At 60.8% G+C, this 25,517-nt stretch carries 23 protein-coding genes and 1 tRNA gene; 8 read left to right on the forward strand and 16 right to left on the reverse strand.

The window, feature by feature from the left end:
- Positions 1–143: 143 nt before the first annotated feature.
- The 4 genes from DT23_RS12215 to DT23_RS12230 all read right to left on the reverse strand — a co-directional run bounded on the left by DT23_RS12215 (position 144) and on the right by DT23_RS12230 (position 3,912).
- Entirely contained in the window at positions 144–332 is a 189-nt protein-coding gene (locus DT23_RS12215) for a hypothetical protein (protein WP_038131614.1), read from the reverse strand.
- 385 nt (positions 333–717) lie between these two features.
- Entirely contained in the window at positions 718–1,644 is a 927-nt protein-coding gene (gene argF / locus DT23_RS12220; protein WP_038131615.1) for an ornithine carbamoyltransferase, read from the reverse strand.
- 76 nt (positions 1,645–1,720) lie between these two features.
- A complete protein-coding gene (locus tag DT23_RS12225; protein ID WP_038131617.1) occupies positions 1,721–2,893 on the reverse strand; it encodes an aspartate aminotransferase family protein in 1,173 nt (390 codons plus the stop codon).
- 224 nt (positions 2,894–3,117) lie between these two features.
- Positions 3,118–3,912, reverse strand: coding sequence for an ABC transporter permease (locus DT23_RS12230; protein WP_038131619.1), 795 nt, complete (start codon positions 3,910–3,912; stop codon positions 3,118–3,120).
- A 175-nt stretch (positions 3,913–4,087) separates the two neighbouring features.
- Between DT23_RS12230 and DT23_RS12235 the strand changes: the two genes are divergently transcribed.
- On the forward strand, positions 4,088–4,684 hold the full coding sequence (locus DT23_RS12235; protein WP_038131620.1) for a GcrA family cell cycle regulator: 597 nt from the start codon (positions 4,088–4,090) through the stop codon (positions 4,682–4,684).
- A 210-nt stretch (positions 4,685–4,894) separates the two neighbouring features.
- On the opposite strand, the gene DT23_RS12240 is transcribed toward DT23_RS12235, so the two are convergent.
- Positions 4,895–6,145, reverse strand: coding sequence for an OmpP1/FadL family transporter (locus tag DT23_RS12240; protein ID WP_038131622.1), 1,251 nt, complete (start codon positions 6,143–6,145; stop codon positions 4,895–4,897).
- 196 nt (positions 6,146–6,341) lie between these two features.
- On the opposite strand from DT23_RS12240, the gene rimO reads away from it, so the two are divergent.
- The gene (gene rimO / locus DT23_RS12245) at positions 6,342–7,727 is read left to right on the forward strand and encodes a 30S ribosomal protein S12 methylthiotransferase RimO (protein WP_038131623.1); all 1,386 of its coding nucleotides are present in this window, start codon (positions 6,342–6,344) and stop codon (positions 7,725–7,727) included.
- A gap of 205 nt (positions 7,728–7,932) precedes the next feature.
- Positions 7,933–8,289: a hypothetical protein gene (locus DT23_RS12250; RefSeq protein WP_038131625.1), complete on the forward strand. Its 357-nt coding sequence runs from the start codon at positions 7,933–7,935 to the stop codon at positions 8,287–8,289.
- A gap of 192 nt (positions 8,290–8,481) precedes the next feature.
- Here DT23_RS12250 and DT23_RS12255 read toward each other — a convergent pair whose 3' ends face one another.
- Positions 8,482–9,243 (reverse strand): potassium channel family protein, encoded by a 762-nt coding sequence (locus DT23_RS12255; protein ID WP_038131627.1) that lies wholly within the window; start codon positions 9,241–9,243, stop codon positions 8,482–8,484.
- Positions 9,244–9,434: 191 nt separating this feature from the next.
- Between DT23_RS12255 and ettA the strand changes: the two genes are divergently transcribed.
- Both ettA and DT23_RS12265 read left to right on the forward strand, forming a co-directional pair.
- Positions 9,435–11,090 carry an energy-dependent translational throttle protein EttA gene (ettA, locus tag DT23_RS12260; protein ID WP_038131629.1) on the forward strand — a complete coding sequence of 552 codons (1,656 nt, stop codon included), beginning with the start codon at positions 9,435–9,437 and terminating at the stop codon, positions 11,088–11,090.
- Between the two features lie 45 nt (positions 11,091–11,135).
- Positions 11,136–11,966 carry a hypothetical protein gene (locus tag DT23_RS12265; RefSeq protein ID WP_038131631.1) on the forward strand — a complete coding sequence of 277 codons (831 nt, stop codon included), beginning with the start codon at positions 11,136–11,138 and terminating at the stop codon, positions 11,964–11,966.
- Between the two features lie 358 nt (positions 11,967–12,324).
- Here DT23_RS12265 and DT23_RS12270 read toward each other — a convergent pair whose 3' ends face one another.
- The 9 genes from DT23_RS12270 to DT23_RS12310 form a co-directional block, all read right to left on the reverse strand.
- A complete protein-coding gene (locus DT23_RS12270) occupies positions 12,325–13,014 on the reverse strand; it encodes a DUF1353 domain-containing protein (RefSeq protein WP_051697263.1) in 690 nt (229 codons plus the stop codon).
- A 126-nt stretch (positions 13,015–13,140) separates the two neighbouring features.
- Complete coding sequence (locus DT23_RS12275; protein ID WP_038131633.1) at positions 13,141–13,845, reverse strand: PEP-CTERM domain protein; 705 nt, start codon at positions 13,843–13,845, stop codon at positions 13,141–13,143.
- A gap of 219 nt (positions 13,846–14,064) precedes the next feature.
- Entirely contained in the window at positions 14,065–15,957 is a 1,893-nt protein-coding gene (locus DT23_RS12280; protein ID WP_038131634.1) for an acyl-CoA synthetase, read from the reverse strand.
- Between the two features lie 199 nt (positions 15,958–16,156).
- A complete protein-coding gene (gene lysM / locus DT23_RS12285; protein ID WP_038131635.1) occupies positions 16,157–16,594 on the reverse strand; it encodes a peptidoglycan-binding protein LysM in 438 nt (145 codons plus the stop codon).
- A 116-nt stretch (positions 16,595–16,710) separates the two neighbouring features.
- A complete protein-coding gene (locus DT23_RS12290; protein WP_038131637.1) occupies positions 16,711–18,492 on the reverse strand; it encodes an ABC transporter transmembrane domain-containing protein in 1,782 nt (593 codons plus the stop codon).
- Positions 18,493–18,630: 138 nt separating this feature from the next.
- Positions 18,631–18,716 (reverse strand) — tRNA-Leu (locus DT23_RS12295).
- A gap of 40 nt (positions 18,717–18,756) precedes the next feature.
- Positions 18,757–19,533, reverse strand: coding sequence for an enoyl-CoA hydratase-related protein (locus tag DT23_RS12300; RefSeq protein WP_038131639.1), 777 nt, complete (start codon positions 19,531–19,533; stop codon positions 18,757–18,759).
- 84 nt (positions 19,534–19,617) lie between these two features.
- Entirely contained in the window at positions 19,618–20,082 is a 465-nt protein-coding gene (locus DT23_RS12305; RefSeq protein WP_038131641.1) for a cytochrome c-type biogenesis protein, read from the reverse strand.
- Between the two features lie 3 nt (positions 20,083–20,085).
- Entirely contained in the window at positions 20,086–22,053 is a 1,968-nt protein-coding gene (locus DT23_RS12310; protein ID WP_038131643.1) for a heme lyase CcmF/NrfE family subunit, read from the reverse strand.
- Positions 22,054–22,269: 216 nt separating this feature from the next.
- Between DT23_RS12310 and DT23_RS12315 the strand changes: the two genes are divergently transcribed.
- The 3 genes from DT23_RS12315 to DT23_RS12325 all read left to right on the forward strand — a co-directional run bounded on the left by DT23_RS12315 (position 22,270) and on the right by DT23_RS12325 (position 23,870).
- The gene (locus DT23_RS12315; RefSeq protein ID WP_162177240.1) at positions 22,270–22,677 is read left to right on the forward strand and encodes an META domain-containing protein; all 408 of its coding nucleotides are present in this window, start codon (positions 22,270–22,272) and stop codon (positions 22,675–22,677) included.
- 78 nt (positions 22,678–22,755) lie between these two features.
- Positions 22,756–23,484 carry a rhomboid family intramembrane serine protease gene (locus DT23_RS12320; RefSeq protein ID WP_038131645.1) on the forward strand — a complete coding sequence of 243 codons (729 nt, stop codon included), beginning with the start codon at positions 22,756–22,758 and terminating at the stop codon, positions 23,482–23,484.
- Positions 23,484–23,870, forward strand: a complete 387-nt coding sequence (locus DT23_RS12325; protein WP_038131646.1) for a GFA family protein — start codon at positions 23,484–23,486, stop codon at positions 23,868–23,870. The genes DT23_RS12320 and DT23_RS12325 overlap by 1 nt, the downstream gene beginning before the upstream one ends.
- Here DT23_RS12325 and DT23_RS12330 read toward each other — a convergent pair.
- Positions 23,842–25,455: a GMC family oxidoreductase gene (locus tag DT23_RS12330; protein ID WP_038131648.1), complete on the reverse strand. Its 1,614-nt coding sequence runs from the start codon at positions 25,453–25,455 to the stop codon at positions 23,842–23,844. The genes DT23_RS12325 and DT23_RS12330 overlap by 29 nt on opposite strands.
- Positions 25,456–25,517: the final 62 nt, after the last annotated feature.

Here is a 25,517-nt window from a genome sequence, read left to right on the forward strand (position 1 = left end):
CACAGTTTTCAGCCACATTCCGATACACGAAAGCCCCCGCATCCCGGGGGCTTTTTCGTGTCGCGACACCTGTAAGCAATCAGACATTAAAAAAGACCGAAGCGCATGCGCTCCGGCCTTTTCTAACTTGGTATCGTCCGAACTTAGTTGTTCGACGCTGCAACAGCGACGGCAACCAGCAGAAGAACCGGGATGATGATCCCAGCGTTCGAGGAGGACGACTGCTGAACCACAACGGGCTCGGGCTCGACAACAGGAGCGACATAGCCGCCAGCGAATGCTGCAGAACCGGTGAGGCCGAGGGCCAGAGCGATGGTAGCGATCTTTTTCATGGTAATCTCCGTCATGACCTAGAGGAGCCGCTTACAGTTAGCGGCTTCGAAGGGAGATTTGCATAGGTTCACGGGCTTTGAAAGAATAAACCTCGGGCACGCTGCCCTGCAGCGCAGAACTGTTGCACTTTGGCACAGTTGTGGCGCCAAAACCGCTAAACTAAGGCGCGGCGGCGCGGTCTGGTCGCATAAAACCGTCGGGCACGAGCCGAATTCTGCCAGAAATTTCGCGGATTTGCCCGAATCTTGGCTTCGCGCACCCTATGCGCAGAGAATCACCAAGCCAAAACACGAAACCGCTAAAAAGGTAAATTTTAAGTTAGCGCGAAGTGAGATGCGATGTGGCGTCAGGCAGGGAACGTCCCCGCCCGCCTGAAGCAAATATTCAAACGCCCAGACAATGGCGCATCACCGCCTTTTGCGCGTGCAGCCGGTTTTCGGCCTCATCGAAAATCACCGATTGCGGGCCGTCCATAACGGCGCTCGTGACCTCATCGTTGCGATGCGCGGGCAGGCAATGCATGAATAGCGCGTCCGGGTTGGCATGCGCCATCAACGTCTCGTTGACCTGATAGCCGCGCAGCTGGTTGTGGCGACGCTCTTTGGCGGATTCCGGATCATGCATCGACACCCATGTATCCGTCACGATCAGATCTGCCCCCGCGACGGCCTTGACCGGGTCACGCTCGATCACCGCCTGCACACCTTTGGAGCGCGCGAACTCCAGCCATTCGCCCTCGGGGTCGAGCTGCGGCGGTCCGGTGAAGGTGAAATCAAACCCGAACTGTCCGGCGGCATGCAGGAACGAGGCGCAGACATTGTTGCCATCGCCCGACCACACCACTTTCTTGCCCTTGATCGGGCCGCGATGTTCCTCGTAGGTCATCACATCGGCCATGATCTGGCAGGGATGGGTGCGATCCGTCAGCCCGTTGATCACCGGAACGCTGGCATATTCCGCCATCTCCAGCAGGGTTTCTTCCTCGAACGTGCGGATCATGATCAGATCGACATAGCGCGACAGAACGCGCGCGGTGTCGGCGATCGTCTCGCCATGACCAAGCTGCATATCGCTGCCCGACAACACCATCGTCTGCCCGCCCATCTGGCGCACCCCGACATCGAAACTCACCCGCGTGCGTGTCGAGGGTTTCTCGAAAATCAACGCCACCATCCGCCCCGCCAGCGGCTGCGTGTCATCGGGCGCGCCTTTGGGGCGGTCGCCGCGGGCCTGCTTCATCGCGATGCCTTGGTCAATCATCGCGCGCAGGTCTTCGGGTGAGGTTTTGTGGATGTCTAGAAAATGGGTCATGGGTTTGTCTTTCGTGGCGGCTCGCCGGGGGCTGTCTGCCCCCGGACCCCCGAGGATATTTTGATCAAGAGGAAGATCAGGATTCAAGTTGGGTGGCTGCGGCATCAAGACGTTTCACCGCCTCGGAGAGATCCGCCTCTGAGATATTGAGCGCGGGCAGCAGGCGCAGCACGTTGTCGGCAGCGGGCACTGTCAGCAGGTTTTGATCGTAAGCGGCGGCGACCAGATCGGTCGGGGCGCCCTTGCATTTCAGCCCCAGCATCAGCCCGACCCCGCGTACGCTTTCAAACGTGTCGGGATGGCTTGCGACAAGCCCTTCGAGTTTTTGGCGCAAGAAGCCGGCCTTGGCGTTGACCTGATCCAGAAACGCCGGATCCGAGACGATCTCCATCACCTTGGCCCCCACCGCACAGCCCAGCGGGTTGCCGCCATAGGTCGAGCCATGCGTGCCAGCGGTCATACCGCTTGCCGCGTCTTCAGTGGCCAGGATCGCGCCCAGCGGAAAGCCTCCGCCGATGCCCTTGGCGACCATCATAATATCGGGCGTCACCCCCGCCCATTCATGGGCAAACAGCCGCCCCGTGCGCCCCATGCCGCATTGCACCTCGTCAAAGATCAGCAGCGCGCCGGTGCTGTCACACAGATCGCGCAGCCCCTTGAGGCATTGATCGGGCACCGGACGAATGCCGCCTTCACCTTGGATCGGCTCGATCAGGATGGCGGCGGTTTTGTCGCTGACGGCGGCGTTGGGCGCGTCGTGATCGCCCCAAGGCAATTGCGTGAAACCGGGTAGCAGCGGGCCGAAGCCTTTGACCATCTTTTCGGAATGGGGCACAGCCGAGATCGCACCCGTTGAGCGGCCATGAAACGCGCCGTCAAAAGTGATGATCTCGACCCGGTCCTCGCCCTTGGCCGACCAGTACTTGCGCGCCATCTTGATCGCGAGTTCTGCCGCCTCCGTGCCGGAATTGGTGAAAAACACCGTATCGGCAAAGCTGTGTTCAACCAGCGCATCCGCCAGTGCCTGCTGTTGCGGGATCTGGTAAAGGTTGGAGACATGCCACAGGTTTTGCGCCTGCTCGGTCAATGCCGCCACAAGTTCGGGCGCGGCATGGCCCAGCGCATTCACCGCGATCCCCGCGCCCATATCGAGATATCGGTGCCCCTCTGCCGTTTCCAGCCAAGAGCCAGCGCCTTTGACAAATGCCAGCGGCGCGCGGTTGTAAGTGGGCAAAACAGAAGGGATCATCTGCTGGTCTCCGGGAAAAAGAAGGCCAAGGGGTGCATCAGGCTTAAAGCGCTGTCAACACTCATGGCCTTGGGGTCAACGATTTGGGGATGTGGCAGGTGGCCACGGCAGATCGGACGTCAGGCGCGGTTGCGGCGACGTCGGCGGGCAGCGATATGGCGGCACGGTGTGATCATGGGCGATGCCTTAGGGCGCGCCCTACGCAAAGTAAAGCGGTTTTGCGGTTACGACTTCATCCGGTAGCCGATGCGCAGCCAATACCAGCCCAGCCCCAGCACAACGACCAGAGCGGGCAAAACCACCAACAGCCCCTGCCAAGGCGGCGCATCCGAAACGCCCAAGAATCCGTAGCGCGCGCCGTCGATCAGATAGAACACCGGATTGTAATGCGTCAGGATTTGAAACGCGGGCGGCAAGGCCTTGGCCGAATAAAACGTACCCGACAAAAACGACAACGGCGTGATGATGAAATTGGTGATTGCCGCCATCTGATCAAACTTATCGGCGAAAATCGCCGCCAGAATACCCAAGCCCCCAAGGAACACCGCCCCCAGAACCACCCAGGTCAGCGCCCAGAACGGATGCGCAACGCCTTGAGAAAGCGTGATAAACAGCCCGACCCAAATCACAAACGCCACCAGCAGGGAGCGCGCGACCGCCCCCACCAGATACCCCACCATGATCTCCCACGGGGCCAAGGGCGGCATCAGCGTGTCAACGATATTGCCCTGCACCTTCGCGATCACGATGGAACTGGAGGTATTGGCAAACGCGTTCTGGATCACCGTCATCATCAAGATACCGGGCGCGATGAAATGCAGGAAATCCACACCCATCACCGGCGCGCGCCCCTTGCCGAATGCCAGCGCGAACACCGTCAGAAACAGCCCCGCCGTGATCAGCGGTGCCAGCACCGTCTGCTGCCAGACCGACATGAACCGCCGGATCTCGCGCAGCCCAAGCGTCTGCATGCCTAGCCAATTCACCGCGCCAAAACGGCGCACACCTATATCTTGCATCTCGGCTCTCCCCAACTTACCCGCTCACCTAGCACGCAGATCGACTCTGTCCAACGCGCGCGCCCTTGAAAATCGACCTGCGCGATTGTATCTGTGCCCCTTACCGCTAGAATGTGCCTTGCACGCATCCCTGCGCCCGCCCTTTTCGGGCACCCTGCACAATGAGAGGCTTCCCATGTCCTGGACCGACGAACGCGTAGATCTGCTCAAGAAGATGTGGTCCGAGGGCCAATCCGCGAGCCAGATCGCCAAGGAACTGGGCGGCGTGACGCGCAATGCGGTGATCGGCAAGGTGCACCGCCTTGGGTTGTCCAATCGCGCAGGCGGCGCGGCGGAACCCGCCAAGCCCGAGGCCAAACCCGAAAAGGTTGAGGCCAAGCCCGCCAAGCCCACGCCCGAACCCAAGGTCGCGGAGAAACCCGCCGCTGCTCCGGCAGCTGCGCCCGCCGCTGCTGCGCGTCCTGATCCCGCGCCCGCTCCTACGCCGATGCGCAAGGCGATCATTCCTGCGGGCCAGCCCTTGCCGCCCCAGCCCTCCGCCAATGAGATCGACCCGGCAGCCCTTGCCAAGGTCGGTGAGGTGGAAAAGCACGCCAAGAAGCTAAGCCTGATGGAGCTGACCGAGCGGACCTGCAAATGGCCGATCGGTGATCCCGCGACCGAAGAGTTCTGGTTCTGCGGCCTGCCCAGCCAAGCGGGCAAACCTTATTGCGAGGCTCATGTCGGCGTTGCCTTCCAACCGATGAGTGCCCGCCGCGACCGTCGCCGCTAGGCGACGCAGCGCGGCAAGTCAGGCTGATATCGCGACCGTCGCCGCTAGGCGACGCAGCGCGGCAAATCAGGCGTACACCGCGACCGTCGCCGCTAAGGCGACGCAGCGCGGCAAAATCTAAGCCAATCGCGACCGTCGCCGCTAAGGCTCTGCACTCCGATAGAAAAAGGGCGCCCCGCGAGGCGCCCTTTTGTCATCCTGCGGTGCTGCTCAGAACCGCCGCGTCCAGCCGATCGAGGCCGAGAACTGGTGCATGTCCAGCTCTACCTCGCCACCGGTCATGAATGCCCCCTTGATTTCATGCGGCAAAACGTAATTCACCGCGAAGTCCAGCGTGTCGCGGTCATTGATCTTTTTCGCGCCACCAAAGCTGAAATGGTGCTCCACAATCCCAGGCGCAAAGATGCCCATCGTCACATCATCCTTACCGACCGGATTGCTCGCATAGGCATAGCCCGCCCGCCAGATCATATCCGGGTTTTGCTGCCACTCCGCGCCAAGGCGCACGATCGACACATCATCCCAGCCAAAGCCCGCGCCGCCCGCTGCGCCATACAGCCCGGCGGTCTGCGGATTTCCGACAGCGCCAATGTCGGAGTAAAAGATCTTTTGCAGATCTAGCATCAAGGTCAGATCCGAGCGCGGCTTGAACGCAAGCCCGGCGGTGATCGAGGCGGGAATATCAAAGCTGCCGCCATCCTCGAACAGCCCCGCATATTTGTCGAATTTCGACATCTTGAACCGCGTCTGCCCCGACAGGCCCAGCGTAAGCTGCGGCGAGACCTCGTATTTGATCCCCGCGCGCAAGCCGACACCGGTCGAGAAATCATAACCGCGATTGGTGAAATTTGCCGGATCGACGGAACTGCCTGAAAAAGCCGCAATCCCGCGCGCGGCGAAACGCTGCACGGCAAATGTCGGCGCGATGCCCCAACTGAAATTGCCGTCCTTGCGCCCATAGCCGACCGAGACGAACATCTGCATCAGATCGACGCCTGCCTTGCCGCCGCAAAAGATGCCGGTGCCGCCACCGCAATTAGGGTTGGCCACATCCGGATAGCTCGTGTTCATCCCGCCATTGCCGTAGACCATGAAATTAAGCACGCCGCCCCCGTCCAGCGGGCGGTTATAGCCGAAATTGGGGATCGGGAACCAGTCATGCCCCGAGCGGGTCTCGCCATCGGGCAGAAAACCGGTCCCACTCGCACTAAAACCCCGGCGCGGGGAAAATGCCTCGATCCCGAAACTCATCTGGTGGCCGATATCACCGATATTCGCGGGGTTGATCGCCGCCGACATCGCGTCTTGCGAATAGGCCACACCCGCGCCACCAACGCCGCGCTGCGCCGCGCCATAGGCGAGCGCAAAATAGCCCTCGGTGGCGCTGGCCATCTGTGGCGTTGTGGCCGTCAGGCACACCAAAGCCAGTCCCGCAAAACGGGTTTTCGTCAATTTCGTCATCCTATCCTCCCTTTGGGCCGGATCAGGTGGCAAGTGCGAGTCTCCCTCTCTGCACAAGCCTCCGGCAGCGTCGAAACAACGCTTGCAGATATTCAACTTTACTTATGTGACCTAAGGCAAGCGATTTCTGGCCAAATTACCCGCGCGGCGGTGTCGGGGCTTTTCGCGCGCCCTCACGCAGTCTATATCGCGAGCCATGAGCACCAATCCCCCGACCCTGCGCCCCGATCTGGCCCCGCGCGCCCGCATCACCGACGCCCCCCGCCCCGGCCAGCCGGTGATCGGGATGGTGTCGCTTGGCTGTCCCAAGGCGCTGGTCGATAGCGAGCGCATCCTGACGCGGCTGCGCGCCGAGGGCTATGCGATCAGCCCCGATTACGCGGGTGCGGATGCGGTGATCGTGAACACCTGCGGCTTTCTCGACAGCGCCAAAGCCGAAAGCCTTGAGGCAATCGGCGAAGCGCTAAGCGAAAATGGCCGCGTGATCGTGACCGGCTGTCTGGGGGCCGAGCCTGATTACATCACCGGCGCGCATCCCAGCGTTCTGGCCGTGACCGGACCGCATCAATACGAACAGGTGCTGGACGCCGTGCATGTCGCCGTGCCGCCCGATCCGCATCCTTTCATTGATCTGCTGCCCGCAACGGGCGTGTCGCTGACGCCGCGCCATTACAGCTATCTCAAGATCTCCGAGGGCTGTAACCACAAGTGCAAATTCTGCATCATCCCCGATATGCGCGGCCGTCTGGTGTCGCGCCCCGCCCATGCAGTGATCCGCGAGGCCGAGAAACTCGTCGAGGCGGGCGTGCGCGAATTGCTGGTGATTTCGCAAGACACCTCAGCTTACGGCGTGGATATCAAACACGCAACAGATCGCGGCCACCGCGCCCATATCACCGATCTGGCGCGCGATCTCGGGTCTTTGGGCGCGTGGGTGCGGCTGCATTACGTCTACCCCTACCCGCATGTGCGCGACCTGATTCCGCTGATGGCCGAGGCCCACGCCAATGGCGGCGGCGTGCTGCCCTATCTGGATATTCCCTTCCAGCACGCGCACCCGGATGTCCTCAAACGCATGGCTCGGCCGGCGGCGAGTGCGAAAACGCTGGATGAAATCGCCGCATGGCGCGCGACCTGCCCCGATATCACCCTGCGCTCGACCTTTATCGTCGGCTATCCCGGCGAAACCGAAGCCGAGTTCCAGTATCTGCTGGACTGGATGGACGAGGCGCAGCTTGATCGCGTCGGCTGCTTTCAATACGAAAACGTCGATGGCGCGCGCTCTAACGCGCTGCCCGATCATGTGCCGGATGCGGTCAAACAAGACCGCTGGGACCGCTTCATGCAAAAAGCCCAAGCGATTTCCGAGGCAAAACTGCAAGCCAAAGTCGGCACAACCTGCCAAGTGATCGTGGATAGCATCGACTCCGAGGGCGCCACCTGCCGCACCAAATCCGACGCCCCCGAAATCGACGGCAACCTGTTCATTGACGAGGGGTTCGAGGTGCTCAACCCCGGCGATATCGTGACGGTCGAGGTCGATGAGGCCAGCGATTACGACCTGTGGGGCCGGTTGGTGTGAGGCGCTCGCCAACAAACCGTGCAATTTGCAGCGAACGGCGGGATTGAGCCCATAGTGCCGCTCGCGCTACATCACATGCTGGCGTTGCAACTTCGCCGTTTGCTCGCTGTGTCCCCCGCATCGGAAGGTGTGGTTCTACACAGCCCGATCATACCTCCCTTCTAGCTGTTAGATAAGTGGGTTGCATCCTGCTATCAGATAACAAATGGTTGAAATTGCATATCTTCAGGGGGCTGAGCTTATTCAAAGGGCCAGATTCTTTGGCTTCATGTACATAATTCTTAAAGGAAATATCATGCTTCGCACTCTTCGCAACACTGCAATCTTGTTCTGTGCAACCACTGCGACATCAGCTTCAGCAGAGCCAGCTGGCCCTTCAGCACTCGACTTGGGTGCAATCATTGATGTTGGGGCGGTCAATTCCGAAGCATCAGAAACATCTCCCGCAGCCCCCGAACGCGCAAAGATTGACGTTACTCAATCGCAACCTGACGAGAAGAAATCTCAGGCCACGGGTAAGGGTTTCACGCCGCTAGCAGGTGCCGCTCTAGCTAAAGACTAGACGCCTCAGACCACAGGTCCGGAATCCACGCCGGTCGCAGGCACGGCATTCATCAAGAATGCAAAATGAGAAGCTGGCGCGATAAAGTGCGAGAAATCTTCTATAGCTATCGCCTGTTGAACAATCGAATCTCCAATAGCAGCCGTTCGCCGCATGTGTGCGAATGGCTGCTTCGTCCGCATCCCCCCCCCCTCACGTCAGCCCTTCGGTGTCGATATGCACGACATCGCCGCAATGCTTGCAATGGATCGCATCGGCATCATGCAGGCTTAGCCCGCAGGTCTGGCACTCGTAACGCACCTTGGTCGGGCGAAACAGCACCTGCGCCAGTCGCAAGAACAGCGTCACGCCAAAGATCATGATCAACACCGACAACATCCGCCCCCATTCGCCCTTGGGGGTAATGTCGCCAAAGCCGGTCGTCGTCAGCGTCGTCACCGTGAAATACAGCGCATCGGCGTAATTGTTGATCTCGGGGTTGATGTTTTCCTGCGTGGCATAGATCAGCCCGGTCATCACGAACAAAAATACCGTCAGGTTGATAGCGGCCAGAACGACCTCTTCGTTGCGCCGGAAAAACACGAAATCGCGCCGCAGCCGCGCCATCAGCTGATAGGTGTGCATCAGGCGCAAGGTGCGCAGGATCCGCAGGAACCCAAGCCCCTCGCCCGCAATCGGTGCCAGAAACGAGATGATGGCGATAATATCGGCCCAAGTCGCGATCCGGCCCCAGAACCGCCATTTCCCCCGCGCAATCGCAAAGCGCGCCATGAAATCCGCCACGATCACCACCCCGATCAGCGCATCAGCGATCTCGATCCATACTACATGCGGGAAAAACGAGGTAACGATCACAAACGCAATCGTGCTTAAATCAAACGCCAGCAATGCGTAGCGAAACCGATGCGCCCGCGCGCCATCAGATTCATAGAGCATCCTCAAACTGGCGATCATGGTGCCTCCCCGACAAATCCCTCTGGAAAAACCGATAGCGGGTTTGCGCAGCACTGGCAAAGGTCGCGATCACCGCTTTCACAAACGCTCTTTGACGCCATCGCGACGCGCACCACCCCTTAGCCCCCCTTTCCCTATCCCCTGATTCCGACTAGAACGCGCCCAAACCCCCTATTCTTACGAGGTGCACAATGGCGGCCTATCAATATGTCTATCACATGGATGGTGTCTCCAAGACCTATCCCGGTGGCAAAAAATGCTTTGAAAATATCCACCTGAACTTCCTTCCCGGCGTCAAGATCGGCGTTGTCGGCGTCAACGGCGCGGGTAAATCCACGCTGCTGAAAATCATGGCCGGTATGGACAAGGATTTTCAGGGCGAGGCTTGGGCCGCCAAAGGTGCCAAAGTCGGCTATCTCGCGCAGGAACCCGAGCTGGACGATTCCAAAACCGTGCGTGAAAACGTCATGCTCGGTGTGGCTGCGAAAACCGCCAAGCTGGAACGCTATAACGAGCTGGCGATGAACTACAGCGATGAAACCGCCGACGAGATGGCCGCGCTGCAAGACCAGATCGACGCGGAAAACCTGTGGGATCTCGACAGCCAGGTCGATATCGCGCTTGAGGCCCTGCGCTGCCCGCCCGATGACGCCAATGTCGCCAACCTCTCGGGCGGTGAACGCCGCCGCGTCGCGCTGTGTCAGCTGCTGCTTGAAGCGCCTGACATGCTGCTGCTGGACGAACCGACCAACCACCTTGACGCCGAAACCATCGCCTGGCTGCAAAAGCACCTGATCGAATACAAGGGCACGATCCTCTGCGTCACCCACGACCGTTACTTCCTTGACGACATCACCTCGTGGATCCTTGAACTCGAACGCGGTCGCGGCATTCCCTATGAGGGCAACTACTCGGCATGGCTGGAACAGAAAGCCAAGCGGATCGAGCAGGAGGCCCGTGAGGACAAGGCCAAGCAGAAGGTGCTGGAAAAGGAACTCCAGTGGATCCGCGCCGGCGCCAAGGCCCGTCAGGCGAAATCCAAGGCCCGTATCGCGGCCTATGACAAAATGGCCGATGAGGGGGTCAAGGATCGCGTCGGCAAGGCGCAGATCATCATCCCCAACGGCCCGCGTCTGGGTGGCAAGGTGATCGAGGTCGAGAACCTGAAAAAACACATGGGCGACAAGCTGTTGATCGAGGATCTGTCCTTCTCGCTGCCGCCCGGCGGTATTCTGGGCGTGATTGGGCCGAACGGCGCGGGCAAGTCCACGCTGATCAAGATGATCACTGGCGATGAGAAACCCGATAGCGGCACGATCACCATCGGCGACACGGTCAAGCTCGCCTATGTCGATCAGTCGCGCGACGCGCTGGGGGCCGATCATAACGTCTGGGAGGAAATCTCGGGCGGGGCGGAAATGATCGAGCTGGGCGACGCGCAGGTCGCCAGCCGCGCCTATGTCGGGGCCTTCAACTTCAAGGGCGCGGACCAGCAGAAAAAAGTCGGCCAGCTTTCGGGCGGTGAACGCAACCGCGTGCACATGGCCAAGCTGCTGAAATCGGGCGGCAACGTGCTGCTGCTGGATGAACCGACCAACGATCTGGACGTCGAAACCCTGCAAGCTCTGGAAGCCGCCATCGAAGATTTCGCCGGCTGCGCGGTCATCATCTCGCACGACCGCTTCTTCCTCGATCGCCTGTGCACGCACATTCTGGCGTTCGAAGGCGAGGCCCATGTCGAATTCTTCGAGGGCAACTTCGAGGATTACGAGGCGGATAAAATCCGTCGCTTGGGAGCGGATGCAGCAGAGCCAAAGCGTGTGAAGTATAAGAAGTTTACGCGGTAGCTCTATAATTGTGCTGACGAGTAGGGGTTGCTTCGGCTATAGTCGATGCAACCCTTTATTTTTCTGGTATTAATGATGAAATCGACCAAAGAAAAACACTTTAAGATGGGCGTAATTCAGAGGCTCGCTACTACGTTACAAAACTATGCTTCCTCAGAGTTTGGAGAATATTTCTACTCAGATGAATACTTAGAAGGTCTCGCGAAACAACGCCTTTCAAACGAAACGAAATTGAGAAAATCAATCCAAGCGACGATAGTTTCGGCCTTCGGAATCGCGCTATTCCAACAAATTTCTGGAAACATCACTGCGTGGGGACTTTCGCTCCCCTTACCTTCATTAACAGTATATTTTCTGTGCTTAGTTTCATCAGCCTCGATGCTGGCTCTTACCATTAATTTCATCGACATAATAATAATTGATCGCTTCATCCACGTCCTCGGAAGTAGGCGCGGAATTTATCAATACTCTCTATTCACTCTGAAATACGGCGCGAGCAACCTTTGGGCAAACGCCTTTGCTCCCACATACCTTGGCCTTCGATCAAATATGCTCCAGAAAGTACTTTTTTCGTTGTTTGGGGTGACTTTGCTTCTAGCGGCCTTTTCTCTCTACATCTTTCCCGCCATCATACTGATTTACAAGTTTACTGAAACACCATTGAACCAACTCCCTACCTTCGCAATTTTTATGATTGCAACAAGTGGATTAATTATTGCATCAACATTTGCGCTGGGAGCTTCGTTTCTTATTCGGTTCAAGTTCTCAGAAGCAAAGTTACCCGAACCGTTCTCGCCATTCGTACTCCCAAACGCAAAGCAAATGGGTGACCCTCGCGCATTTCAAATTTCTGCGCGCAAAACACAACGACAATAATCGCCAATGCTTGGTTTCCAACAAATCGTATCCCCCCAGCCCGTGCGACCAGCACGGGCCGCGCCCGACCTCCCCCAAGGGAGGGCGCATTGCGACACCTCCGCAGGTTCAAACGTTAGGGGATGCGGCACGATAAAGTGCAGATCACCAGCGCAGCGAACGCCCACCCGAGGTCGGGCGCGGCCCTTATCGCGCTATCCAAACGCCAGCACCTCGCACGCCCCCTGCGCCGCGACGCGCGATTGCATACTCCCCAGCGCGGTCATGGGCCACAACACACGCCCCCTTCGCAGCCACGGGCCGCGCGTTCGCCGCTGAGGGCGTCCACTGGACGCCCTCCGAGACGCGGCTCACCCTCTCAAAACTCCACCACCTGCACGACCTTCGCGACAGGGCCGCTCGGCACCGCCATCCGGCGCATCGGGGCTGCACCCGGCGCCGCCTTCATCACCGGCTGCACGCTGGGTAAAGCGCGGTAGATCATCGCCAGATGTTCGGGCTTGATGCGCTGACAGTCGCCCTTCTCGTTCCACAACTGGCGCGACACAGGCCCCGCCACCGCGTAGGAAATCGCCTGCGGGGCCACGTCATTGGGTTGCACCTTGCCCGCCGCGATCAGCGATTTGATGGCCTCGGCGGCGATCTCGGCGCTTTCGATAAAGGGCATCTCGGCGGCGGCGGCCTCGGCCGGGGTGGCCTGCCCGTCCAGCGCACATTTGCGCGCCACGAACAGCCAGTCATGCACCATATAGGCGGGCGCATAGCCCCAGGGCGAGAACCCGTTCATCGCCTGCGCCATCTGCGGGATCGAACCGCCATCGGTATACATCATCGCAGGCTCGATCACCTGCACCGTGCCCTTGCCCCCGCGCGTGAAACGCAGCGGATCGGCGGTGGGCACGAAAACGAAGCTGCCATCGCCCAGCCCCCGCTTGCTTTCATCGACCCACATCACGAACAGCGCGCCTTCGAATTTGCCCACCGGGGCGGCCTCGTAATCGACATAGCCACAGCCGGTCAGCGCAAGCAGGGTCAGTAAGGCGCGCATGGTGATCCTCCCCCAGAATTTCCCCAGCGTAACCCGTGCCCCGTCAATCGCCAAACCCGGAATGGCGCGCAAACGCAAAACGCGCGCCGGATCGGGCGCACGTGTGTCTCTGTTATGGTAGAGGCGTCAGGCCGGGTTGGCCGTGAACGAGGCCGAGTTGCCCAGATCCCGCCGCTTCCAGCCCAAGAAGCCAAACACCCCCAACGCCGCCAGCATCATCCAGATCGTGGGCGGCAGCGGCACCGCAGCAGGCGTTTCGACCATCATCGCGATATCGTCAAGCGTGGCATCACCGCTCACCCCGATAAAGTTGCTCGGCGTAAATCCGAATTGGACACCTAGCGATTGGCCCTGATACGACTGCATCAACGCCGTCATATCCGTGCTGAACTGATTAACCGGGGTGCCAGCACTGTTCGTATAGCCGTTCCAAAGCACGTTGTTAACGCTGTCAATAACCGAGACTTGCAACAGCGTATTCGTTAAACTGACAATCGAAGTGCTTCCAACCTGCCAAGCGAATGAAAAAGTTGTCGAAACGACCTGATCGGGCACTGTAAAGAACTGCGTCAGCGTAGAAATGCCCGCATAGCGTGGATCATAGCGAACATCATAGCGCCCGTTCAATGCAGGCTGCCCCCGACCGCGACCGCGATAGATATCAAAGCTTTCGCCGCTACCATTGGACGTCGTGCTCCAGCCACTCAGATTGCCAGTCTCGAAATCCCCATTGGAGATCAAATCGACGCTCAGCGCCTGTGCGGCCCCCGCACTTAACGAACCCGCCAAGGCCAGTGCGCAAATTCCGGTTATGAAACGGCGAAACTTCATGATCGTCGGTCCTACTCATTACTTGTTTAGCCTGTCTCTCAGGAATCACCCCGCGCTGTTCAGACTTTGTTAACGATGATTAAGCGCTCCAATTGCGATCAGATTGGGGCATGGCGGCGGCAACGCGGCGTCATTATTTCGGTCAGTTTCGGGCAAACGCAAAACGCCGCCCCTTGGGGCGGCGCTGCACATAGCATGACATTTTAGGGGATAAAGCGGCTAGCGCGCCCAATCCCAGGGCACGGTGAACTCGCCCAGAACATGGCCCAGCTTGTCCTCGTCGCAATCTCCGGTGGTTGCAACATGCGCCACCAAACCAAGCTTTTTATCCTCGGAAACCGAGATCACATGCGCCGCGACGCCTTTGCTTTCCAGCACCTCATTCAGCACGCGGATGATCGCGCTCTTGCGCAGATCGGGCTTGAAGATCTTGCCCACGGCGGTCTTGGGCAGCTCGTCCATGATCTCCAGATGTTTCGGAACGGCGGCGCGCTCGTGGATGTTTTTCTTGGCGTGTTCCAGCAGTTCCTCGACGCTCACGCTTTGCCCGCCCACCAGCTCGACATAGGCGCAGGGCAGCTCGCCCGCAAAGGCATCGGGCTGACCGATCGCGCCCGCAAAAGCCACCGCCGGGTGGCTAAGCAACGCATCCTCGATCTCGGCAGGGTCAAGATTGTGACCGCCGCGAATGATCAGATCCTTGGCGCGCCCGGTGATCCAGAGATAGCCATCAGGGTCAATCCGGCCCAGATCGCCGGTGCGCAAGAACCGCTCTTCGGCAAACAGATCGTGGTTCTTGTCGGCCTCGGTGTAGGTGGAACCGTCAAACACACCGGGGTTGGCGACGCAGATCTCGCCCACCTCATCGACGCCACATTCATCGAAATCGCCGTTGCGTTTGCGCAGGATCAGCACATGCGTGTAGGGCAGCGGAATACCGACCGAGCCGACCTTTTTCATCCCGTCCACCGGATTGACCGACACCAGACAGGTGGCCTCGGTCAGGCCATAGCCTTCGGAAATCTCGACGCCGGTTGCCTTTTTGAAGCGGTTATACAGCTCGACCGGCAGCGGCGCCGACCCCGACAGCGCCGTGCGCAACGAGGAGATATCGGCATCCACCGGGCGCTGCATCAGCGCGGAAATCGCCGTGGGAACGGTGATCAGGAAGGTGACCTTATAGCGCTCGACCAGCTTCCAGAAGTTGTCAAACACGCCCTCGCCGCGATAGCCTGCAGGCGTCGGAAAGATGACATGCGCGCCACTGGCAATCGCCGACATCAAGATCGGATAGGCCGCAAAGACGTGAAACATCGGCAGCGGGCACATCATCACATCGCTGTCGTCAAACAAAAGCCGCCCGCCAAGCCAGCCGTTATAGATCATGCCGGAATATTTGTGCTGCGCGACCTTGGGCATGCCCGTGGTGCCACCGGTGTGGAAATAGGCGGCGACGCGGTCTTCCTGCACATCCTCGAACATCAGCTTATCGCTGGGCAGTTTCGCGGCCTCGGCGTTGAAATTCATCACCTTTGCAGTGTGCTTGACCTCGACCTTGGGGCGCACAAACGGCACGATCCAGCTTTTGGGCGGGGTCAGGTAGCGGTTGAGATCAACCTCAAGCACGGCCTTCACATTGGGCGCAAGGCTGACGGCCTCGGCGGCCTTTTGCGCGACATCGGTCTTGGGGAAGGGCTTGAGGGTGATCAGCACCTTGGCACCGGTTTCGCGCAGGATCGCGGCGATCTGCTCGGGTTCCAGCAGCGGGTTGATCGGGTTCACGATCCCCGCCGTGGCCCCGGCCAGCAACGCCACCACCGTCTCGGTCGCATTGGGCATCATGTAAGCCACGGTATCTTTCGGCCCGACCCCGAGGTGACGCAGCAGATTGGCGGCCTGTGTGACCTGCGCATGAAGTTGCGACCAAGTCAGCGTTTCGGCCTTATCCTTGGGACCAGAGAGGATCTGGAAAGTAATCGCGGGTCGGTCGCCATGCGTCGCGCAGGTCTCGCTGAGGAAGCCATACATCGTGGTCGCACGTTTGCGCGCCTCCCACGGCTTTTCGGCCTCAACGGCATCGCGGTCGGCGATCGTTGCAAATCGTTGTTGCATGTTAGTCCTCCCCTTAGCGCTACCGCTCCTCTTGCGATCCCGCCCGCGCAGGATGCGGCAAAATCTGCATCAACGGCAAGGGGGAGCGCGAATTGATACGTCACGTCATTGTCTTATGACGTGGGGAAACGCGCGGGGCTTTTCAAGCAAAAGGGCGCCCCGCAAGGCGCCCTGTCGCATCGATGTGATCAAAAGGCGATCAGACCTTGGGGATGCGCAGCACCTGACCGGGATAGATCTTGTCGGGATGGGTCAGCATCGGCTTGTTGGCCTCGAAAATCTTGGGATACAGATTGGCATTGCCCAGTGTTTTCTTGGCAATCGCCGACAGCGTGTCGCCCTTCTCGACGGTGTGGAACACGGCATCGGCGGTGTCGCCGTCATCCTCGGTTTCCACCGAGCCGACACCATCGACATTGCCCACGGCAAGAATGATCTTTTCCTTGGTCTCGGCGTCAATCGCCTTGCCCTTGACCACAACCTTATCGCCGTCCACCGCCAGATCGACGCCCGAGGCATCCAGCCCCAGACCCTTCAACTCAGCCTTGAGCGCGTCTTCCTTGGGGGCCTCAGCCGCCGCCGCTTCTTTGCCAAACAGCGATTTGCCCGCGTCTTTTACAAAATTCCAAAGACCCATTGGTCCCTCCATTCACTAGCCAACTGGTCTTGCCAGTCTTGCGCACAGGATGCCTCAAGGCCGCCCCCAAGGACAGGGGAAAAAGGCGCGCTCTTGCCTCAGAACGCGCCTGCGCGCTACATCCCGTCGGTGAATTGCAGCCGCGCCAGTTCGGCATAGAGCCCGCCCTCAGCCACAAGGCTGTCATGGCTGCCCTGCGCCACGATCTTGCCGTCCTCGAACACCACGATCCGGTCGGCCTTTTTCACAGTCGCCAGACGGTGTGCCACGATCACGGTCGTGCGGGTGCGCGCCAGTTGATCGACCGCCGACTGCACTTCGCGTTCCGAGGCCGCATCCAGCGCCGAGGTCGCCTCGTCCAACAGCAGGATCGGAGCATCGCGCAGGATCGCCCGCGCAATCGCGATGCGCTGTTTCTGCCCGCCCGACAGCATCACGCCGCGCTCGCCAACATAGGTGTCAAACCCGTCGGGCAGCGCGCTTAGGAAGTCATAGGCATGCGCCGCGCGCGCTGCTTCCTCGACTTCATGATCACTCGCATCGGGACGCCCGAAGCGGATATTTTCACGCGCCGAAGCCGCAAACACCACCGGATCTTGCGGCACCAGCGCCACCGCCTGACGGAAATCATGGCGCGCCATTTCGCGCAGGTCATAACCGTCGATCGTGACCTTGCCAGTCTCGGGATCCCAGAACCGCTGGATCAGTTGGATAACCGTCGTTTTGCCCGCCCCCGAAGGGCCGACAAGCGCCACCGTTTCGCCCGGCGCGATTTCCAGATCGACGTGATCCAGCGCAGACACCTCAGGCCGCGAGGGGTAGTGGAAACTCACATTATCAAACCGGATCGCGCCTTGCGCCGGCATCGGCAGCGGCACCGGATGCGCGGGATCGTTGACGGTATCTTCGGTTTGCAACAGCTCCACCAGACGCTCGGTCGCGCCCGCCGCACGCTGCAATTCCGACCAGATTTCCGACAACGCGCCGACCGATCCGGCCACCATCACCGCATAGATCACGAACTGCACCAGCTCGCCCACCGACATCTCTCCGCCGCGCACATCGCGCGCGCCGATCCACAGCACGCCGACGACACCCGCGAACACAAGGAAGATCACGATCACCGTCATCACCGCGCGCGTGCCGATGCGCTTTTTGGCAGATAAGAACGCCTGCTCGGTCACATGGCCGAAATTGTGCCGCGTGATCGCCTCATGGGTAAAGGCCTGCACGGTTTGCGCCGCCAAAAGCGCCTCGGATGCCGAACCAGACGAATTCGCGATCCAGTCCTGGTTCTCACGCCCCAGCGTGCGCAAACGCCGCCCCAATACGACAATCGGAATAACCACAAGCGGCACCACCAACAGCACCAGCCCCGTCAGCTTGGCCGAGGTAAACAGCAACATGATCATGCCGCCGATCAGGATCAGCACGTTGCGCAAAGCGACCGACACGGACGAGCCGATCACCGACAGGATCAGCGTGGTATCAGTGGTGATGCGCGAGATGATCTCACCGGTCAGGATGCGTTCAAAAAACGCGGGCGACATCGAAATCACGCGGTCAAACACCGCCTTGCGGATATCGGCCACGACCCGTTCGCCAAACCGCGTCACAAGGTAATAGCGCGCCCCCGTCCCGATCGCGAGCAGCGCCGCGATCAGCAACGCGGCGGCGAAATACTTATCCAGCAGTGCCGCGCCTTGTTGGAACCCGTCAATCACCCGGCGCACTGCCAAAGGCAGGATCAGCGAAATCGTCGCGGTCGCGATCAGCGCCAACAGCGCCGCCACCGCATAGCCCTTGTAGGGGGTCACAAATGGCGCCAGCCCCTTGAGCGCGCCGATCTTTTTGGTCTTGGGCCGGTCATCCGCCGGGCCGGTGGGTCTGCGAGCCATGAATTCCCCCTCGTTTGCGCCATCGGGTGTAGGGGCAGCGCCGTTAGGGGGCAAGCCTCGATTGGGCCACTATCCCTGCGCGGGGGCGCGCGATGCCCTCACAACCGCTCACATTCCGGTGGTGATTGCGAGCGGGTGTGGTGCGGGCGGCCGGACTTGAACCGGCACGGCCTTTCGGCCCAGGGAGTTTAAGTCCCATGCGTCTACCATTCCGCCACGCCCGCGCTGCCCTTGGCTAGCGCGGCGCGCAGGCGGAGGCAAGTCTCAACGGCCCTCAAATTGCGGCGGGCGTTTTTCAAGGAAGGCCATCACGCCCTCGCGGAAATCATGGCTTTGACCCAAGCTGCCTTGCAACTCGGCCTCTAGTTCAAGCTGGGTGGGCAGATCATTGGCGTAGCCCTCGCGCAACGCGCGCTTGACCGCGCCATAAGCTGCGGTCGGGCCGTTGGCCAGATGGGCAGCCCGCGCGCGCCAGTGGTGATCGAAATCGACCTCGGGCACGGCTTCCCAGATCATGCCCCAATCGACCGCCTGACGGGCGGAGATCTTATCGGCAAACAGCGCCAGCCCCATCGCGCGCGCAAATCCCACCTGACGCGGCAGCCAATAGGTGCCCCCCGCGTCCGGCATCAGCCCAATGCGCGTAAACGCTTGCAAAAACACCGCCGAGTCCGAGGCAATGACCACATCCGCCGCCAGCGCAAGGTTCGCCCCTGCCCCCGCCGCCGCGCCGTTCACAGCGGCAATCACCGGCAAGCGGCAGTCATAGATCGCGCGCAGCATGGGTTCGTATTCGTCGCGCAAGACCCGTTCCAGATCGAGCCCCGCCGCTGCCGCGCCATCGCCCAGATCCTGCCCAGAACAAAACGCCCGCCCCGCGCCGGTCAGCACGATCACGCGGGCCTCGGCCTCGGCGCGTTTCACCGCTTCGAGGATTTCGGCGCGCATCTGGCCGTTCAGCGCATTCATCACCTCTGCGCGGTTAAGCGTGATGATCGCGACGCCCGCGTCGTTTGTGTAGCTGATCGCCTGATAAGACATGACGCGCCTCCCTTTTCCTGTTCGCGCCACGATAACGGGCGGGCGCGAAAGGAAAAGGGGAACGGTGCGTCACATTGAACGGGCTTACTCGCCCATCAATTCCTTGAGCCGCGCCTGTTCGTCGCTGGAAAGCGCGGGCGATGCTGGCCCCTCGCTCGCTTTGCGCCGCGAGCGAATGTAGAAAAAGCCCCCGATCAGCGCCAGAAACAGCGCGCCCGGCCCAAGATACCACAGCAGCAGGTTCGCTCCGGTTTTTTCCGGCTCAAACAGCACGTATTCGCCGTAGCGGTCGGTGACGTAGTCGATCACCTGCGTGTCCGTGTCGCCCGCTTGCAGACGGTCGCGCACGAGCATCCGCAAATCCTTGGAGACGGCGGCATTGGAATCGTCGATGTTTTCACCCTGACAGACCGGGCAGCGCAGCACTTTCGAGATCTCGCGGGCGCGCGCCTCAAGTGCGGGGTCTTTGAGAACCTCGCTGGGCTGGACCGCGTAGATTGGCGCGGCCCAGATAAGCAAAACTAAACTGAGAACGAGTTTCTTAAGCATTGCTTATTCCGCCGGGGTTGCATGGGTCGGCGCAGGGCTGGCCTTGCGTGCCCCCGCCGCGACGCGGTAGCGCCGATCCGAAAGGCTGAGCAAACCACCCAGCGCCATGATGATCGCCCCCGCCCAGATCCAATCCGCGAACGGCTTGATATAAGTGCGCACCGCATAGCCGCCATCCTGTTGCGGATCCCCGATCACCAGATAGATGTCACGCAGGAAGGTGGTGTGAATCGCGGCCTCGGTCGTGGGCATACGCTGCACCGGATAGACGCGTTTCTCGGGATGCATCGTGGCAATCAGCTTGCCGTCCTGTTTGACCGTCATCGTGCCGGTTGAGGACATGTAGTTCGGCCCCTGCACTTCTTGCACCTTGTCGAGCGTAATTTGATAGCCGTCCACGGTGAAGGGTTCGCCAAGTTTGGCCACGCGGATATTTTCGACCGAGCCTGCCATCAGCAAACCAATGCCGATAAAGGTGATGCCAAGACCGGAATGCGCGGTGGCCTTGCCCCAGTCGGCGCGCGGCAGACGGCGCAGACGCGACGGGGTGCGGCCCGCGCGGGTCCACAGCTCGGTTGCAGCGCCCAGCACCAGCCAGCTTCCAAGGAAGGTCGCGATCAGCGCCATCAGCGAGTTGCCCGATTCCAGCGACCACGCCAGACCGCCAATCGCCAGCGCCAGCACGAAGGCCGGAACGAGGTTGCGCATAGTGCGGCCAAGGCGCGCGCGCTTCCACGGCATCATCGCGCCAATCGGCAGCACAAGCGCCAGAATGATCATGAACGGCGTAAACGCCTGATCAAAAAACGGCGCCCCGACCGAGAGTTTGCGACCAAAGAACATCTCGGCCACCAGCGGCCAGACCGTGCCGACGAACACCACCAAAGCGGCGACAGCCAGCAAGATATTGTTTACCACCAGCGCCGTTTCGCGCGAGACCATCGAGAACACGCCCTTGGCCTGCATCGAGGTCGCGCGGAACGCATAGAGCGTCAGCGCCCCGCCCACGAAGAAGGCCAAGATGCCAAGGATAAAGATGCCACGCGAGGGATCAGAGGCAAAGCTGTGCACCGAGGTAATCACCCCCGAACGCACGATAAACGTCCCGATCAGCGAGAAGCCAAAGGCCATGATCGACAGCAAAATCGTCCAGCTTTTCAGCGACTCGCGCTTTTCCACGACAACCGCGGAATGCAGCAGCGCTGCGGCCAGCAACCACGGCATGAACGAGGCATTCTCGACCGGATCCCAGAACCAGAAGCCGCCCCAGCCAAGCTCGTAATAGGCCCACCACGAGCCCAGCGCGATACCGATGGTCAGGAACACCCAAGCCGCCAGCGTCCACGGGCGCACCCAGCGTGCCCAAGCCGCATCAACGCGCCCCTCAAGCAGGGCGGCAACGGCGAACGAAAACGCCATCGAAAGACCAACATAGCCGAGATACAGAAACGGCGGGTGAAACGCGAGACCGGGGTCTTGCAGCAGCGGGTTCATCCCCTCACCGTTAAAGGGCGGCTCGGCGAGGCGCGTAAACGGGTTCGAGGTGAAAATGATAAACGCAAGGAAGGCCACGCCGATCCAGGCTTGGACTGACAGCACACGCGCACGCAAGCGCGGCGGCAAGGCCCCCCCGAAGAACGCGGCAGCAGCCCCGAACAACGCAAGGATCAGCACCCAGAGCAGCATCGAGCCCTCGTGGTTGCCCCAAACGCCGGTCACCTTATACAGCATCGGCTTGTCGGTGTGGGAATTGGCCCAGACCAGTTTCAGCGAGAAATCCGACACCACAAACGCGTGGGTCAACGCAGCAAAGCTGGCCACAAGCAGCAGGAATTGCGCAATTGCGGCAGGATCGCCCACCGCCATCCAGCCGCGCCAGCCTTTATGCGCGCCTACCAGTGGCACAATGCCCTGCACCAGCGCTACACCAAGTGCCAAAATCAGGGCAAAATGGCCAAGTTCATTGATCATCGGGAATCCTCCTGTCGCGTCGGCAGCATAGAGGCAAGTTCGGCTGCGGCCAAGGAGGATGCGCGCCGATGTCGCAACTTGTCACGACTCCGTGAGTGGCCGCTCTTGGCAGGGCGCGCTATGTGACTTTATCCACCTCGTTTATCACCGTGCCATTGCGGTCTTTTCAATGGGTCTTTTGGCGGCGACGGGGCGGATATGGAAGAAGGAAATGTGATGCGTGCGATTATGATCGGATCGGCTCTGACTTTGGCGGCATTAGCCGGATGCAAGGCTGAAACTCCAGACCCGCTTGAGGCGCTCGCGCCCAATGTGATCTGGAAAGTGACCGAGATCGGCGGGGCTGCGGTGCCCTCCACGGTCGAAGTCACGCTGACCCATCCCAGCAAGGGGCTGATCGCGGGCAATTCGGGCTGCAACCGCTATAACGGGCGGATCTCGACGCAAGACGGGCGCGTCCGGGTTGGCGAGTTGGCGGGCACGCGGATGATGTGCCCCCCCGATGTGATGGACGTGGAAGGTGCGTTCCATTCCAATATCGCGCGCGTTGACGCGGTGAAAATGGTTGGCGACAAGCTGCAACTGCTGGAAAATGGCACGCCGGTGATCATCGCCGAACACTAGAGGAGACGGGCGGCGGCGCCGTCGCGAACGTGCCAAGTTCTTCTTGACCGGCGGGGCGGGCGTGGCACACTCGCGCCCATGTTTCCGCTGCGCGATCATAACCCCTCGGGCAAAACACCTTATGTGACTTGGGCGCTGATTGCGATCAATTGCGCGGTCTATGTGATGACCGCCGATTGGGGGCTGGATATGCGCGGGTTCTGGTTGCGCAACGCGCTGTGGCCGGGGGCTGTGACGCAGGGCGAGATGCTGCCCGGGCTGGTGAGCCATATGTTCCTGCATGCGGGAATTTTGCATCTGGCCGGGAATATGCTGTTTCTCTGGGTGTTTGGCGACAACCTTGAAGACCAGTTGGGCCATGTCATTTTTGCCGCCTTCTATCTGGCCTGTGGGCTGGTCGCCGCCCTTGCGCATGTGGTGACCGATCCCGGTTCAATGGTGCCGATGGTGGGGGCCTCGGGGGCGATTGCGGGGGTGATGGGGGGCTATGTGTTGCTATTCCCGCGCGCGCGCATCGACGTGATGTTTTTCTTTGTGCTGATCTACAAAATCTGGCCGGTGCCTGCTTGGGTGGTGCTGGGGCTGTGGTTTGCCCTTCAGGTCGGCAGTGAAATCATCGCCGGAACCAGCGGCGGCGTTGCGCATATGGCCCATATCGGGGGCTTTGTGGCGGGGCTTGCGCTGTGCATCCCGCTGTGGTTGGTCTTGGGTGGGCCGAGGTTCTGGACCCGCACCCACGGCCACCCGCCCCACCCCGCAAGCCGCATCGGGCAAACCCCGATCCCCGTTGTCAGGAGAGAGCGCTAATGTTGCCCGATATTCAAACGCCCCACCGGCTGAGCTGTCATTGCGGCGCGGTGGAGATGGCGGTCACGCTTAGCGATGGGTTGGCGACGGCGCGGCGGTGTGACTGCTCGTTCTGTCGGCGGCGCGGGGCGGTGGCGGTCAGCGCGCCCCTTGATGGTATCCGGATCTTGAAGGGGGCCGAGAACCTGACGCTCTATCAATTCGGCACGATGACGGCGAAGCATTATTTCTGCAAGACTTGCGGGATTTACACCCATCATCAGCGCCGCTCGAACCCCAATGAATACGGGGTGAATGCCGCCTGTCTTGAGGGGGTGAATCCGCGTGATCTGGACCCGGTGCGTTGGGCCGATGGCGTCAATCACCCGCGTGATCGGACCGGATGAAATCGGCGGCGCGCTCGGCGATCATGATCGTGGGCGCGTTGGTATTGCCCGAAACCAGTTTCGGCATCACCGAGGCATCCACCACCCGCAGCCCCGCGATCCCACGCACGCGCAGCTGCGGATCGACCACCGCCATGTCGTCGCGCCCCATCTTGCAGGTGCCCACGGGGTGATAGATCGTATCGGCACGCGCACGAATATCAGCCATCAGCGCCGCGTCCGATCCGTCATGGGAATACAGCTTGCGCCCGCGCCACGGGGCGAGTTCGGGCGCGTCTGTGATGGTTTCCAGCAGCCGCGCGGCGCGCAGCATCAACGCCTGATCGCGCGGGTCTTGGAGGAAAGCCGGATCAATCAGCGGCGCGGCGCGCGGGTCAGCACTCGCAAGGCGCAGCGTGCCGCGCGATTTCGGGCGCAGCGCGCAGATATGGGCCGACCAGCCATCGGCGAGATGGGGTTTGCGCATATGCTGATCGACGATGCCGACGACGAAATGGAGTTGCAGATCAGGGCGGTTGAGGCTGGGATCCGAGCGCAAAAACGCCCCGCCCTCGGCCATAGGGGAGGCAAACAGCCCCTCGCCATGCTTGCGCCAGCTTGCCGCCGCGCGCGCCATCCGCATCAGCCCGCGCGGGTTAAGGCCAACAACATCGCGGCGCGGCGAGGTGTAGCTGATAATGTAATCTAGGTGGTCATGCAGGTTCGCGCCCACGCCGGGCAGATCAAGGATCGGATCAATCCCGTGTTCGCGCAGATGATCGGCGGGGCCGATGCCCGAGAGCATCAAGAGTTGCGGCGAGCCGAACGCACCCGCGCTGACAATCACTTCGCGCCGCGCCGTGATGTGCTGGCGCTTGCGCCCTTGGCGCACCAGCGCCCCGGTGGCGCGGTCGTCCTCGATCAGGATTTTCTCGGCCCGCGCAAGCGTCATCACCGTCAGGTTGGGGCGCGCCATGACCGGATGCAAATAGGCGGCGGCCGCCGAGCATCGCTCGCCCTTGCGCGGCCCGTCCCAGAACTGCGTGACCTGATAGAGCCCCGCGCCTATCTGCTCGGGGCCGTTGAAATCCGCATTGGGCGGGCATTGCACGGCACCGCAGGCCTCGACGAAAGCACGCGAGATCGGGCGCGGGCGGCACTGATCGCCCACTTGCAGCGGACCTTGATCACCATGCAGATCGGACGCGCCGTGCATGTTGCGCTCGCTCGCCAGAAACCACGGCTTGCAACTGTCCCAATCCCAGCCCTCGGCCCCCATCTCGGCCCAGTCGTTGTAATCCTGCGGCTGGCCGCGCAGATACAGCATCGCGTTGATCGCAGACGACCCGCCAAGCCCGCGCCCGCGCGGCTGAAAGCCCCGCCGCCCGTTCAGGCCAGCCTGCGGCGTTGTGTGAAATGCCCAGTTGTGGATTTTCGGGCGTCCCGAGACAAGCGCGGCGACCAGCGCGGGTGCGCGAACAAAGATGTCACGCGCCTCACGGCCCGCCTCGATCAGGCAGACGGTGACGGTTGGGTCAGCCGACAGCCGCGCAGCCAGAACCGCGCCCGCCGAGCCTCCGCCCAAGATCAGGTAATCAAAACGCAAAAGGCCCCTCCCCTTATGGGAAAGAGCCTATCGCGTTTTTCCAAACGGCAAAGGGTGACGCA

The sequence above is a fragment of the Thioclava indica genome, from assembly GCF_000714545.1.
In the GTDB taxonomy this organism is placed as follows: domain Bacteria; phylum Pseudomonadota; class Alphaproteobacteria; order Rhodobacterales; family Rhodobacteraceae; genus Thioclava; species Thioclava indica.